Source organism: Streptomyces durocortorensis (assembly GCF_016901035.1).
GTDB classification, from domain to species: Bacteria; Actinomycetota; Actinomycetes; order Streptomycetales; family Streptomycetaceae; genus Streptomyces; species Streptomyces durocortorensis.
This window is the reverse complement of the sequence record NZ_JAFEUF010000143.1, coordinates 1-13,242: the sequence shown is the minus strand read 5'-3', so window position 1 is coordinate 13,242 and position 13,242 is coordinate 1. Positions and strand designations below refer to the sequence as shown.

At 71.9% G+C, this 13,242-nt stretch carries 12 protein-coding genes; 3 read left to right on the top strand and 9 right to left on the bottom strand.

The genetic code is table 11. The features are described 5' to 3' along the window. Positions 1-69: 69 nt before the first annotated feature. From pstS to mshD, 9 genes are all read right to left on the bottom strand, one after another. Positions 70-1,203, bottom strand: a complete 1,134-nt coding sequence (gene pstS, locus JS521_RS23640; RefSeq protein WP_205084960.1) for a phosphate ABC transporter substrate-binding protein PstS — start codon at positions 1,201-1,203, stop codon at positions 70-72. Positions 1,204-1,428: 225 nt separating this feature from the next. Beyond that, positions 1,429-1,878: an NUDIX hydrolase gene (locus JS521_RS23635; RefSeq protein WP_205084959.1), complete on the bottom strand. Its 450-nt coding sequence runs from the start codon at positions 1,876-1,878 to the stop codon at positions 1,429-1,431. Continuing rightward, positions 1,875-3,014 (bottom strand): CHAD domain-containing protein, encoded by a 1,140-nt coding sequence (locus tag JS521_RS23630; protein WP_205084958.1) that lies wholly within the window; start codon positions 3,012-3,014, stop codon positions 1,875-1,877. The genes JS521_RS23635 and JS521_RS23630 overlap by 4 nt, the downstream gene beginning before the upstream one ends. Next, a complete protein-coding gene (locus JS521_RS23625; protein ID WP_205084957.1) occupies positions 3,001-5,250 on the bottom strand; it encodes an RNA degradosome polyphosphate kinase in 2,250 nt (749 codons plus the stop codon). Before JS521_RS23625 ends, JS521_RS23630 begins: the two co-directional genes overlap by 14 nt. A gap of 324 nt (positions 5,251-5,574) precedes the next feature. Next, entirely contained in the window at positions 5,575-6,576 is a 1,002-nt protein-coding gene (locus JS521_RS23620) for an ABC-2 membrane transporter-related protein (RefSeq protein ID WP_205084956.1), read from the bottom strand. Next, positions 6,573-7,484: an ABC transporter ATP-binding protein gene (locus JS521_RS23615; RefSeq protein ID WP_205084955.1), complete on the bottom strand. Its 912-nt coding sequence runs from the start codon at positions 7,482-7,484 to the stop codon at positions 6,573-6,575. The genes JS521_RS23620 and JS521_RS23615 overlap by 4 nt, the downstream gene beginning before the upstream one ends. Next, positions 7,481-7,897: a GntR family transcriptional regulator gene (locus tag JS521_RS23610; protein WP_205084954.1), complete on the bottom strand. Its 417-nt coding sequence runs from the start codon at positions 7,895-7,897 to the stop codon at positions 7,481-7,483. The genes JS521_RS23615 and JS521_RS23610 overlap by 4 nt, the downstream gene beginning before the upstream one ends. A 137-nt stretch (positions 7,898-8,034) precedes the next feature. Continuing rightward, positions 8,035-8,373 carry a MerR family transcriptional regulator gene (locus JS521_RS23605; RefSeq protein ID WP_205084953.1) on the bottom strand — a complete coding sequence of 113 codons (339 nt, stop codon included), beginning with the start codon at positions 8,371-8,373 and terminating at the stop codon, positions 8,035-8,037. Between the two features lie 568 nt (positions 8,374-8,941). Beyond that, positions 8,942-9,865 carry a mycothiol synthase gene (mshD, locus tag JS521_RS23600; RefSeq protein WP_205084952.1) on the bottom strand — a complete coding sequence of 308 codons (924 nt, stop codon included), beginning with the start codon at positions 9,863-9,865 and terminating at the stop codon, positions 8,942-8,944. A gap of 255 nt (positions 9,866-10,120) precedes the next feature. Between mshD and JS521_RS23595 the strand changes: the two genes are divergently transcribed. From JS521_RS23595 to JS521_RS23585, 3 genes are all read left to right on the top strand, one after another. After that, the gene (locus JS521_RS23595) at positions 10,121-11,944 is read left to right on the top strand and encodes a bifunctional metallophosphatase/5'-nucleotidase (RefSeq protein ID WP_205084951.1); all 1,824 of its coding nucleotides are present in this window, start codon (positions 10,121-10,123) and stop codon (positions 11,942-11,944) included. Positions 11,945-12,086: 142 nt separating this feature from the next. Further along, a complete protein-coding gene (locus JS521_RS23590) occupies positions 12,087-12,770 on the top strand; it encodes a hypothetical protein (protein WP_205084950.1) in 684 nt (227 codons plus the stop codon). A gap of 108 nt (positions 12,771-12,878) precedes the next feature. Continuing rightward, on the top strand, positions 12,879-13,151 hold the full coding sequence (locus JS521_RS23585) for a hypothetical protein (protein WP_307847941.1): 273 nt from the start codon (positions 12,879-12,881) through the stop codon (positions 13,149-13,151). Positions 13,152-13,242 lie beyond the last annotated feature (91 nt).

Genomic DNA, 13,242 nt, shown 5'->3' with positions numbered 1-13,242 from the left:
TCCACCGCTCCGAGGACTCCGGCACCACGCAGAACCTCGGCAAGTACCTCGGCGCGGCCGCCCCGGGTGTTACGAGAGGGTGCCGATGGTCTCGCGGACCTTGGCGTTGATCTCGGCCGGGATCGGGGCGTAGCCGGCGTCGGTCAGGATCTTCTGGCCGTCGTCGGAGGCGGCGTAGGAGAGGAAGGACTTGACGGTGTCGAGCGTCTCGGGCTTGTTGCCGCTGTCGCAGACGACCTCGTACGTCACCAGGACCAGCGGGTAGGCGCCCTCGGCCTTGGTGGTGTAGTCGAGGTCGAGCGCCAGGTCCTTGCCGGTGCCCTTGATCTTGGCGGCGGCGATGGCCTTGGAGGCGTTCTCCGAGGTGGCCTGGACCGGGGTGGCGCCACCGGTGTTGATGTCGACGGTCGGGATGTCCTGGGACTTGGCGTAGGAGAGCTCGAAGTAGCCGATCGAGCCGTCGACGGCCTTGACCTGGGAGGCGACGCCGGAGGAGCCGGAGGCGGCCTGGCCACCGGGGGCCGGCCACTTCTTCTCGGCCTCGTACTTCCAGTCGTCCGGAGCGGCCGCGCCGAGGTACTTGCCGAGGTTCTGCGTGGTGCCGGAGTCCTCGGAGCGGTGGAAGGCCTGGATGGCCTTGTCCGGCAGCTCGACGCCGTCGTTCAGCTTGGCGATCGCCGGGTCGTTCCACTTCTTGATCTTGCTGTCGAAGATCTTGGCGAGGGTCGGGGCGTCCAGCGTGAGCTTGTCGACACCCTCCAGCTTGAAGCCGATCGCGACCGGGCCGCCGACCATCGGGAGGTTGATGCCCTGGCCGGACTTGCACATCTTCTTGGAGTCGGCGACCTCCTCGGGCTTCAGCGCCGAGTCGGAGCCGGCGAAGCCGACGGTGCCCTGGTTGAAGGCGACGATGCCCTCGCCGGAGGAGGACGAGTTGTAGTTGATCTCCACACCGGAACAGGCGGCCATGTAGTTCTTGACCCAGAGGTCCATGGCGTTCTTCTGAGCGCTGGAGCCGGAAGCGCGCAGCTGACCCTTGGCCTTGCCGCAGTCGACGTTCGACGCGGCGGTCGTCTTCTCGCCGGTGCCGGTGGCACCGCCCGTGTTGTCGTCCGAACCGCACGCCGTGAGGACCAGGGCGCCGGAGACGGCGAGGGCACCGAGCGCGGTGGCACGAAGCCGGTTCTTGCGCTGAAGCTTCACTTTCGGGTGTTCCTTCCAGGAGCCGCCGTGGTCAGTTCGTTCTACGACGGCGTGCGATGAGGAGGGGTGCTGTGGCTTGCCGCCGCGCACCTTGTACGTCCGAAATTAGGCAGAACAGGTGAAGCCGCCAACGGGGGAGAGTGAACGGCAGGTGAACCGTGTCGGGCAGGCGGGTGCGGGGGCTGCCGGGGGAGGCGGCCGGGGCGCTGGTCAGGGTCGGCGTGGTCAGGGCCTGGGCAGCGCGTCCAGGAACGCGGTCAGCTGCCGGACGTCGCGGGGCTGGGTGAGCCGGGCCCGGGCGGCGTCGGGGGTCAGCCACAGGATGCGGTCCACCTCGTCGTTGGCGGTGAAGGAGCCGCCCGTCGCCTCGGCCGCCCAGTAGGCGACCTCCTTGGGCCGGCCGTCCACCAGGTAGCGGGAGGTCGGCAGCCGGGCGCCGGGGGCGCAGTGGTGTCCGGTCTCCTCCAGCACTTCCCGTACGGCGGCGGCCAGCGGCTCCTCGTCGCGCTTGAGCTTGCCCTTCGGGAAGGAGAAATCGCCGTACTTCGGGCGGTGTACCAGGCACACCTCCACGCTGCCGCCGCCCGGCGCGCGCCGCCACAGCACGCATCCCGCGGCGCGGATCACGGGGCCGTGGGGATCCCCGTTCGCGGGGCCGTGGAGGGCCGCGCTCATGACACCGTCAGGGCCGTGGCGTACGGCCAGGTCTCCCGGAACACCGCCCGCGCCGCCTCCACCTCGTGGCGCTGGTCCGCGTGGAGCACGCCCAGCGCGTACGCCGTGGCCGGGGCGATTCGTGGGGTGCGGGCCGCCGCTGCCGCCGCCGCGGCCGCCTCCACGGCGTCCCGGTGCAGGTCGAGGGCGTGCCCGGGGGTGGCGAGGGCCGGGTCGGCGGCGCCGAGGACGACCTCGTGGGCGTACCGGTGCAGCCGCAGCAGCAGGCGGGCCTGGTGCCAGGCGGCGTCCTGCGCCTCGTTGTACGGCCCGGTGTCCTCGGGCGGGAGGGCGGCGACCGCGGTGAGCAGTCGTTGCTCGGCGCGTTCGGCGGGCTCCAGCAGGGCTTCGGAGGTCCGGCCCGTGGTGCCGGGAGCCAGCGGTACGTCGGAGGCCAGGAGCGCCACGGCGTCGGCGACCGCGTGGAAGCGGGAGGAGCCGAGCGCCTGGAGGGCCGCGGAGTGCGACCGGGTCCGGGCGAGGGTGAGGCGGCGTTCCAGCAGCGCCCCGGCGCGCGCGGCCCCGACCCCGAGGGCGGCGCGGCCCTGGGCGTCGGATGCGGCGCTCTCCCCGGCGGCCCTGGCTCCCCGGGCGGCGGGGAGAGCGGGGCCGGAGAGCTGGTGCAGGGCTTCGACGAGCCGGGTGAGGCGGTTCGCGTAGGCGTGTTCGCGGGCCAGGATGCCCGACAGCCAGGCCAGCTCGGCGCGGAGCTGGTCGGCCCAGTGCGGGTCGAGGGCGGCTCGGAAGGTGTGCAGGGAGCCGCTGATCCGGCGGGCCGCGCGGCGCAGTGCGCGGGTGGCGGCCGCGGCGTCGTGGCCGCCGGACTCGGCGGGGGCGCTGTGCTCGTGGTGCAGGCGCAGGCTGCGCAGGAAGTCGGCGGCCTGCCCCCGGAGGTAGGGCGCGAGGACCGCCTCGGTGGTCAGGTCCCCGGCGGGTCCGATTCCGGAAGGTCCTCCGGTGAGCCCGGGACCGGCGGGGCGGCCGCGCTCTCCGGCCCCGTCCGGCGCCGTGTCCCCCGTGGCGTCGGCGCCGGGGCCGGTCCCCGGGGCGGGATCCTTCGTGGGCCGGGTCGTCGTCTGCTGGTCAGGGCGTCGCACGCCTGCGCCTCCGGGCGTCGATGAGCATTTCCTGGACGTGCCGCAGCGGCTGGCCCTCGGCGTCCGTGGCGTGCCGGGTCCAGTTCCCGTCGGGGCCCAGGTGCCAGGAGGAGGTGGTGTCGGCCATACCGGTCTCCAGGAGTCGGCTGAGTGCGGCGCGGTGGGCGGGGTCGGTGACCCGGACCAGTGCTTCGATCCGGCGGTCGAGGTTGCGGTGCATCATGTCGGCGCTGCCGAACCACACCTCGGGCTCGCCGCCGTTGCCGAAGGAGAAGACCCGGGAGTGTTCGAGGAAGCGGCCGAGTATGGAGCGGACGCGGATGTTCTCGGAGAGCCCGGCGACCCCGGGGCGGATCGCGCAGATCCCGCGCACCCAGATGTCGACGGGGACGCCCGCCTGGGCCGCCCGGTAGCAGGCGTCGATGATCGCTTCGTCGACCATCGAGTTGACCTTGATCCGCACGTAGGCGGGCCGCCCGGCACGGTGGTGGGCGATCTCCTTGTTGATCCGGGCGATCAGCCCGTCGCGCAGGGACTTGGGGGCGACCAGGAGTCGGCGGTAGGTCTCGCGGCGGGAGTAGCCGGAGAGACGGTTGAACAGGTCGGAGAGGTCCGCCCCGACCTGCGGGTCGGCCGTGAGCAGGCCGAGGTCCTCGTACAGCCGGGCCGTCTTGGGGTGGTAGTTGCCGGTGCCGACGTGGGAGTAGCGGCGCAGCGTGTCGCCCTCCTGGCGGACGACGAGGGAGAGCTTGCAGTGGGTCTTCAGCCCGACGAGGCCGTAGACGACATGGCAGCCCGCCTCCTCCAGCTTGCGGGCCCACTTGATGTTGGCCTGCTCGTCGAAGCGGGCCTTGATCTCGACGAGGACGAGGACCTGCTTGCCGGACTCGGCCGCGTCGATCAGGGCGTCCACTATCGGGGAGTCGCCGGAGGTCCGGTACAGCGTCTGCTTGATGGCCAGCACGTCCGGGTCGCCCGCCGCCTGCTCCAGGAACGCCTGGACGGAGGTGGAGAACGAGTCGTACGGGTGGTGGAGCAGCACGTCCCGCTCGCGCAGGGCGGCGAAGATGTCGGGCGCGGACGCGGACTCCACCTCGGCCAGGTCCCGGTGGGTGCCCGCGACGAACTTGGGGAACTTCAGCTCCGGCCGGTCCAGCGAGGCGATCGCGAAGAGCCCGGTCAGGTCGAGCGGCCCGGGCAGCGGGTAGACCTCCGCGTCGGACACCTTCAGCTCGCGGACCAGCAGGTCGAGCACGTACGGGTCGATGGACTCCTCGACCTCCAGCCGCACCGGCGGGCCGAAGCGGCGGCGCATGAGCTCCTTCTCCAGCGCCTGGAGCAGGTTCTCCGCGTCGTCCTCCTCGACCTCCAGGTCCTCGTTCCTGGTGACCCGGAACATGTGGTGCGCCAGCACCTCCATCCCCGGGAACAGCTCCTCCAGGTGCGCCGCGATGACGTCCTCGATGGGGACGTAACGCTGGGGCGAGGCCTCCAGGAAGCGGGTCAGCAGCGGTGGGACCTTGACCCGGGCGAAGTGGCGGTGGCCGCTGACCGGGTTGCGGACGACGACGGCGAGGTTGAGGGAGAGCCCGGAGATGTACGGGAAGGGGTGCGCGGGGTCGACGGCCAGCGGGGTCAGGACCGGGAAGACGCGCTGCCGGAAGAAGGTGAACAGGCGGGCCTGCTCCTTCTCGGTCAGGTCCGGCCAGCGGATCAGCTGGATGCCCTCGTCGGACAGGTCCGGGGCGATGTCCTGCTGGAAGCAGGCGGCGTGCCGGGCCATGAGCTCGCGCGAGCGGGTCCAGATGAGGTCCAGGACCTCGCGGGGCTGGAGGCCGGAGGCGGAGCGGGTGGCGACGCCGGTGGCGATGCGGCGCTTGAGGCCGGCCACCCGGACCATGAAGAACTCGTCCAGGTTCGAGGCGAAGATGGCGAGGAAGTTGGCCCGCTCCAGGATGGGCGTGGCCGGGTCCTCGGCGAGCTCCAGCACCCGTTCGTTGAACGCGAGCCAGCTGCGTTCGCGGTCCAGGAAACGCCCCTGGGGCAGCTCGTCGCCGTCCCGGTCGGGCTCGTAGGCGTCCGCGTCGGCGTCGAGATCGGGATCCAGGTCGGCGGCGGTGGAGAAGCCGACCCCGTTCGACGCGGGGGTGGCGTGCGGCCGGTGCGCGGCGAGCGAGCCGACGGACGGCTGGGCGGCGGGCCGGACGGGGACCTCGGAGCTGGGCTGCTGGCTCATGGACCTATTGTTCCGCGCGGAGCGCTCCTCAGGCGCGTCGGAGCCCGGAAAGATCGCGGAAGGCCCGGGAAACCCCGGGTCGCGGGCTCTCCCGTTGCGGCGGGGGGCGGGCACAGCTGGCTGCATCCCGTGAGGGTCGCAAGGGCGTCTGAATGGCCGGTAACGGCGACATGACGTACAGGAAGCGGTGTGCCTGCGGGTGGGTCTCGCGGTCACTGTACGTGTTCGCGGGGGCCGGGCCGCCCTGAGGCGTGGGCGTACGCGTTCGTCGTCCGGGCCCACCCCTCGCGGGGCCCGGACGACGGGTCTGCCGGGTGCGGACGCTCAGCCGTGGAGGCGGCGCAGGACCCGGAAGGCGGCGAACACGGCGAGCGCGGCGAGGGCCAGGAGGATGCCGGTCTCGGCGAGCTGGAGGGGCCAGTAGTGGGAGGCGGGGTGGTAGTCGGAGAAGTAGTCGATGCCGCCCCGGCCGCGCATGCAGGCCTCGACCCCCTGCGTCATGTCGGCCTCGAAGCAGTCCTGCCAGTACAGCTTCTCGCCCGAGGCGGTGAGCATCCCGGAATCGATCGGCCAGTCACCGGGGGCGTGGCCCAAGACGTCGGTGCTCTTGCGGAAGGAGGAAGGCCACAGCTCGTAGCGCCAGGCGCTCAGACAGGCGGCCACCGCCCCGAAGACGAGCGCGGTCAGGGACATGGCCAGCAGAGTGCGGCGGACGAGTACCGCGCACAGCGCGCCGACCGCCACGGCCAGCAGCGCGTAGCCGAGGACCGCAGGCCCGGTGCCGGGGAACACGCCGGTGGAGTGCCATCTGGTCCCGTAGCGCTCCGGGCCCGACCGGAAGGCCCAGAGCCCCCAGCGGTAGACGATGACCAGGATCGTCAGGCCGGTGACCGTGAGAGCTGCGGGCACGGCCAGCCGGGCGGCCAGCCAGTGGGCGGGCGAGACCGACTGCGCCCAGGCCGGCCGGAAGGTGCCGCTCTCCAGTTCACGGGCGATAAGCGGGCCCGCTACGAAGAGGCCGATGAGCGCGGCCAGGAGGATCAGTACCGTGCCGCCGTTGGCCAGATAGCCCTCGGCGGAGGTGTAGGCGTAGTTGGGGACGTAGATCTCGTCGCCGCACGGGGTGACGTCGCCTCCGCCGCACAGCGCTTCCGAGGACGCCATCCAGACACGGAGCGCGACGACGATGCCGATGCCGGTGACCAGCAGGGCGGCCCCCGCCCACAGGGCCTTGCGGTGCACGCGGAGCAGGACGCGGGCGGACCCGCGCAGGGTGCCGGGCGCGGTGGCGACGGCCTCGGTCTTCGGTCGGGTGAGTGTGCTCATGCCGACACCCCCTCCGCCCGCACCCCGGCCGACGCGCTCGGCGTCAGCAGCGGCGGAGCCTCCGGGGAGCGGAGGTGGGCGAGCAGCAGCTCCTCCAGGGAGGGCTGGGTGACGGACCAGGCGGCGGTGTCCACGGGGCCCTCCTTCCGTACGAGCGCGGTGAGTTGACGTCCCGTCGTGCGGGACTCGACGACGGTGTGCGGGGCCAGGTCGCGGCCTGCCTGCCCGGTGAGCAGAGCATGGGCGGAGGTGATGTCCTCGGCCTCACCGCCGAGCCGCACGCGCCCGCCGTCGACGAACAGGAGGTAGTCGCAGGCGCCCTCCAGCTCGGTGAGGATGTGCGAGGACATCACGATGGTGGTGCCGTGCTCGGCGGTCTCCGCCATCAGGACGCCCATCAGCTCGTGCCGGGCGAGGGGGTCCAGGTCGGCCATCGGCTCGTCCAGCAGCATCAGTTCGGGCCGCTTGCCGAGCGCGAGGGCCAGCGCGAGCCGGGTGCGCTGCCCGCCGGAGAGCGTACGGACGCGGGCGCCCTGCGGCAGCGGTCCGGCGATCCGGTCGGCGGTGGCCCGGTCCCAGCGCCCGGGGTTCAGCTCGGCCCCCGCCCACAGTGTGTCGGCGACGGTGAGCTGCGGGTACAGGGGCTTGTCCTGGGCGACGTAGGCGACGCGGTCGCGTACGTCGGCGGGCTCGGTGGATCCGAGGACGGCGAGGGATCCGGCGCCGGGGCGGTCCAGGCCGGCCGCCAGGTTCAACAGGGTGGACTTCCCAGCGCCGTTGGGCCCGACGAGGGCGCAGACCCGTCCGGCGGGCAGCCGGAACGAGCAGTCGTGCAGGGCTCGGTGGCCGCCGCCCCTGCGCCCGTAGGTTCTTCCGAGGCCGTGTGCCTCGATCGCCGCTTCTGTCATCGGTCCTGGTCCCCCTGGTAGATGCTGTCGATCACGGCGGTGAACAGCGCGCCGACGTCGTCCTTCTCCAGCCCGGCCGACCGTGCCCGGCGGGCCCAGTCGGCGAGTTCGGTGCGCAGCGGCGCGTCGGCGGCGGATGCCTCGGCCGCACCCCCGAGCGTCCTGCGGACGAAGGTGCCGAGCCCGCGGCGGGCCTCGACGAGACCTTCGCGTTCCAGCTCGCGGTAGGCCTTCAGGACGGTGTTCGGGTTGATGGCGGTGGCTTCCACGACCTCGCGGGCGGTGGGCAGCCGGTCCCCGGGTTCCAGAACGCCCAGGCGCAGGGCCTGCTTCGTCTGCTGGACGATCTGGAGGTAGGTGGCGACGCCGCTGCGCCGGTCGATACGGAACTCGACCGCTGCGGGTTCTGCCATGGTCACCACCCTTTCACTAATTGAGTAGTGAAAGGGTGGTGTAAAAGCGGGGGGGGGGGAAGTGACGCCGCCCCGTGAGGTGTTCGGAGAGGAGCTGGCGAACTGCCAGGCGGTCGGGCTGCCGAGCGGTCGGGCGGTCAGGCGGCCGGTGGGGCCGGGGCGCGCCCGGCGCGCAGCTCCTCGTTGATGCGCTGTGCCTCTTCCAGCTGGTCCTCGAGGATGACGATGCGGCAGGCGTCCTCGATGTTCGTGCCCTGGTCGACCAGTTCACGGGCGCGGGCCGCGATGCGCAGCTGGTAGCGGGAGTAACGGCGGTGGCCCCCGTCCGAGCGCAGCGGGGTGATCAGGCGGTTCTCGCCGAGCGTGCGGAGGAAGGCGGGGGAGGTGCCGAGCATCTCGGCGGCCCGGCCCATGGTGTAGGCGGGGTAGTCGTCATCGTCGAACTTGTCGGTGGGGCGGGTACCGCGAGGGGGCATAGCACCTCTTCTTTCGGGGACACGTCGGGGGGCCCGAGCGCCTTGCGGCGCCCGGGCCCCGAGCTTTCAACACCATCTGCCGGCCGACTGCGCCGGCTCATCTGTTCCGCCGGTCCGCCCGGGAGGGCGGGGGAGCGGGGATCGCGAATGCTTGACCGGGGACCACCTTCCGTTCCGGGGTCTGCGGTACCCGAGCGGAGTCTTCCTCGCTCAGGCGATCCTGATGGCGTCTGCTCCTTACTTCGACACTTCGTTCGGTTCACTGTTCCGGTACTGCCTGGTACTGCGGCTACTGCACGCGGCCCCTGGGACCGCCGGCCCGGCAGCCAACGGGGGAACCCACCGATTCCGGCTCCCTCGCTCCACTGCCGTGCCACTTTTCGTGCCGGTTTCTCTTCCGGCTACGAGGAAAACGCTAACCCCGTCCACGGCCGGATGTCTACTCCCGCCACGATAGTTTTTCTGCCGAGTCGGATGGCCCTCTTCTGTGGCGGTGGCGCTCCGGAAGCTGCCGCGGTGAGCAGCCGCGGTGAGCAGGGTGAGCAGTGGTGAGCCGTGGTGAGAGCCCTCAGGATTCCGTGCGGTACATCAGGTCCACCTCGTGCGTGGTGAAGCCGATGCGCTCGTAGACCGTCACGGCCGCCGTGTTGTCCGCGTCCACGTAGAGCATCGCGGTGGGCAGCGCCTGGGCGGCCAGGTGGTGCAGGCCGATCGAGGTCAGCGCCTTGCCGAGGCCGCCGCCCTGGGCGTCGGGCAGCACGCCGACGACGTACACCTCGCCGAGCTGCTCCTCGGCGTGCACCTTCGTCCAGTGGAACCCGACGATCTCCCCGTCCCGCTCGGCCAGGAAGAAGCCCTTCGGGTCGAACCAGGGCTCCGCCTTGCGGTCGTCCAGGTCCTGCTGGGTCAGCGAACCCTGCTCGGGGTGATGAGCAAAAGCGGCGCGGTTCACGGCGAGCCAGGCGGCGTCGTCCCGGCCCGGCTCGAAGGTCCGTACGGTGACGCCCTCGGGCAGGACCGGCTCGGCGAGGTCGAGCGGGATCAGGCTCCGCCGCAGCTGGCGCAGCTCGCGGAAGAGGGAGAGCCCGAGGACCTGGGCGAGGTGGCGGGCCGCGGAGCTGCCGCCGTGCGCCCAGACCCGCAGCCGCTTGCCGGTCGCGGCGAGGAGGGCGGCGCCGAGCGCCCGGCCGTGCCCGTTGCCGCGCCGGTCGGGGTGGACGACCAGCTCGGCGGCCGGGGCCTCGACCGGGTCGGTGTCCTCCAGCTGGGCGTACCCGGCGAGCGTGCCGTCGACGGTGAGGAGGAAGTGCCGTACGCCGTCGCGGTGTCCGCCCCGGATCCGGAGCCTGCCCTGCTCGGAGACCGCCTGCCGGCCGTCGGACCCGGCCGCGTCGGCGAGCAGGGCGAGGACGGCCTCGGCCTGTGCGGGGGCGAGTGCGTCGAGGGCCTGAACCTCGCGTCCGGGAGCGGGAAGGGGTGCGTCAGTCGTCATGCCTCCGAGCGTACGGCGAGGGGTGCGCCCGGTGGTGGCGCGGCGGGCCGGTGGGCTGTGCGGGCCCCGGGCGGAGGGGCACTTGCGCAACAGCCTGCTGCGCAAGTGTGTCCGACGGGCTGTTGGACAAATGCGCCGGATGGCAACCAGTCCGTAACCCCGGACACCTGTTGCGCTACGCGCGTTGACTCTAGGCTGCGGCACGCAGGATTCCAGAAGTGACACCACTGACGTAACTGACACACAAGGGGACCGATGTCAGCGACTCCGCAGAAGAACCGTGCGTCCCGGCGGGTGCTCGCCGCCGCGGCCGGGCTGGCCACCGTGGGCGCGCTCGTCGCCGCGATGCCGGCCGGCGCCCACGACCGGGGCCCCGGGCACGGCGGCGGACACGGGCACGGCCACAAGCCCCGTACCGTCGACGTGCAGTTGCTGTCGTTCAACGACCTGCACGGCAACCTGGAGCCGCCGGCCGGTTCGGCGGGCAACGTCTCCGAGACGCAGCCCGACGGCACGGTGAAGGCGATCCCGGCCGGTGGCGTCGAGTACCTGGCGACCTCGCTGCGCACCGCGCGCAAGGGCAACCCGTACTCCGTCACGGCGGCCGGCGGTGACATGGTCGGCGCGAGTCCGCTGCTGTCGGGCCTCTTCCACGACGAGCCGACGATCGAGGCACTGAACGGTCTCGACCTGGACGTCACGGCGGTCGGCAACCACGAGTTCGACGAGGGCGCGACCGAGCTGGCCCGCCTCCAGAACGGCGGCTGCCACCCGGTCGAGGGCTGTTACGAGAAGGGCAAGAAGTTCAAGGGGGCGGACTTCCCCTACCTCGCGGCCAACGTGACCAAGGAGAAGACCGGCAAGCCGCTGCTGAAGCCGTACACCGTCTGGAAGAAGAACGGCGTCAAGATCGGCTTCATCGGAGTGACCCTGGAGGGCACCCCGGACATCGTCACGGCCAACGGCGTCAAGGGCCTGAAGTTCCACGACGAGGTCGAGACGATCAACAAGTACGCCCGCGAGCTGGACCGCAAGGGCGTCAAGTCGATCGTGGCCCTGATCCACGAGGGCGGGGCCCCGGCCTCCACCTCGTACAACTACGACTGCGACAGCCCCGGGGCGGGCGACGGCATCTCCGGCCCGATCGTCGACATCGCCAAGGGCATCACGCCGAAGGTGGACGCCCTGGTCACGGGCCACACCCACCAGGCGTACGTGTGCACGGTCCCGGACCCGTCCGGCAAGCCGCGCATGGTCACGTCCGCCTCGTCGTTCGGCAAGCTGTACACGGACACCACGCTGACCTACGACCGCCGCACCAAGGACATAGTCCGTACGTCGGTGAAGTCCGCGAACCACGTCGTGACCCGGGACCAGCCCAAGGCCCCCGACATGACCCGCCTGATCGACCGCTGGAACAAGCTCGCGGCCCCGATCGCGAACAAGCCGCAGGGCTGGATCAGCGCCGACATCAACGGCCGCGGCTCCACGGCCCCCGAGAAGCCGCTCGGCAACGTCATCGCCGACGCCCAGCTCGAAGGCCTCGCCCCGGCCGACAAGGGCGGCGCGGAAGTCGCGTTCATGAACCCGGGCGGGATCCGCGCGGACCTGGTGCACAAGGCGTCCGGCAGTGAGGGCGACGGGGTCGTCACCTACGGCGAGGCGTTCACCGTGCAGCCGTTCACCAACATGATGAACGTCGTCGACCTGACCGGAGCCCAGCTCGTCACCGCTCTCCAGCAGCAGGTCAGCGGCCCCAACGAGGCCAGCCCGAAGATCCTCCAGGTCTCCAAGGGCCTCACCTACACGCTCGACCTGACGAAGAGCGGCGCGGACCGCGTGGTCGCCGACAGCATCAAGCTGAACGGCGAGGCGATCGACCCGGCACGCACCTACCGCGTCGCGATGAACGAGTTCCTCGCGGGCGGCGGAGACGGCTTCCCGGCCCTCGGCCAGGGCACGAACAAGCTGGTCGGCGCGTCCGACCTGGACCTGTTCAACGCCTACCTGGCGGCCCACTCCACGGCTGCCGCGCCGCTGGCCCCGCCGGCGACGGACCGGATCACGGTCATCCAGTAGGCACCGTGTGACGTGTGGGGGAGGGGCGGCGGGCCTGCGGGCCGGTCGCCCCTCCCCGTTGGTCCTCCTGTCAGCCTCTGGCGAAGCTTGTTGCCCCTTAAAGTAGGCGGCCGGTTGTCGGACCCACCAAGGAGAATCCCGGGTGAGCAACGTACTGAGGATGAACAGCGGCCGGAGAAAGGTCCGGAGCCTCACCCCGCCGCCGACGGTCGAGGACACCATCGACTTCTTCGACGGATCGGGGACGCACAGCGTGGTGGCCCGCCCCGAGCGCGAACTGCCCCCGGGCGGCGTCCCCGCCTACCTGGAGGCCCGCAAGACCGGTGTCCGCTCCTTCGTGCTGTGGACCGACGAGCACCGCCGGGAACGGGTGGCGAGCGTGGTGACCCGGTCCGCCGGCGGCGGGGTCGCCACCTTCCAGGTGCTGGGCCCTCAGGGCGAGTTGATCGGCACGATCGTGCGCGAGAAGGCGCTCCGGGGCCGGGGCCTGCGCACTCGCTGGACCGTGACCCAGCCCGGCGGCCCCGAGATGGTGGGCTACAAGGGGCGGATCGTGTGGTGGTTCCTGTGGTGGCTGTGCCTGCCGCTGATGGTGGTGATCGTCCTCATCACGGTGTTCGACAGCATCCCGGGGAACGAGGCCGGGGCCGCGCGTGCTCCTCGGCGCATCCGTTGGCGTGCGGCCGGGCGGATGCCGCTGGAGTTCCGGTCGCGGGGCGACAAGCTGCATCTGCACGCACCGGAGGTGGACTGGCGGCTGGGCGCGGCGCTGGTCGCCCTGGTGCGGAGCTTCAGCGACGTGAACTGGGACGGCCACAAGACGTGACCCGGGACCGGGTGGTGTTCTGGGACGGCGCGGCGTAGAACTGGCCCCATGTCCGCCCAGCAGCCGCCGCCCCCACACCGACCCCATCCCCCCGGCGGGCCTTGGTTCGTGCCGCCGCAGCCCGGGGAGATCACGACTGCCTACCGGCGCCGGGCCCGCCTTCTCACCTGGTCCGCGATCGTCGTGGGGGCCCTCATGGCGGTGGCGCTCGTGGTGAGCGTCGTCTTCCTCGTACGGGCGGACCAGGACACGAGGAACGCGGCCTACGGCTATCTCGCCCTCGTCCTCTGGGTCGGTATCGCCGCCACAGTCCCGGTCCTGCTGGCCCTCGCGATCCCCGCTGCGCGCATGCGGCGGCGACTGCGGGAGCGGCAGCGCTAGAGCAGTCCGGCGGATCAGGCGGCGGCCGGCGCGTATGCGGTGCGGGTCTCGCGGCAGTCGCGGCAGCACCCGGGGTCGGCTGAGCGGAAGG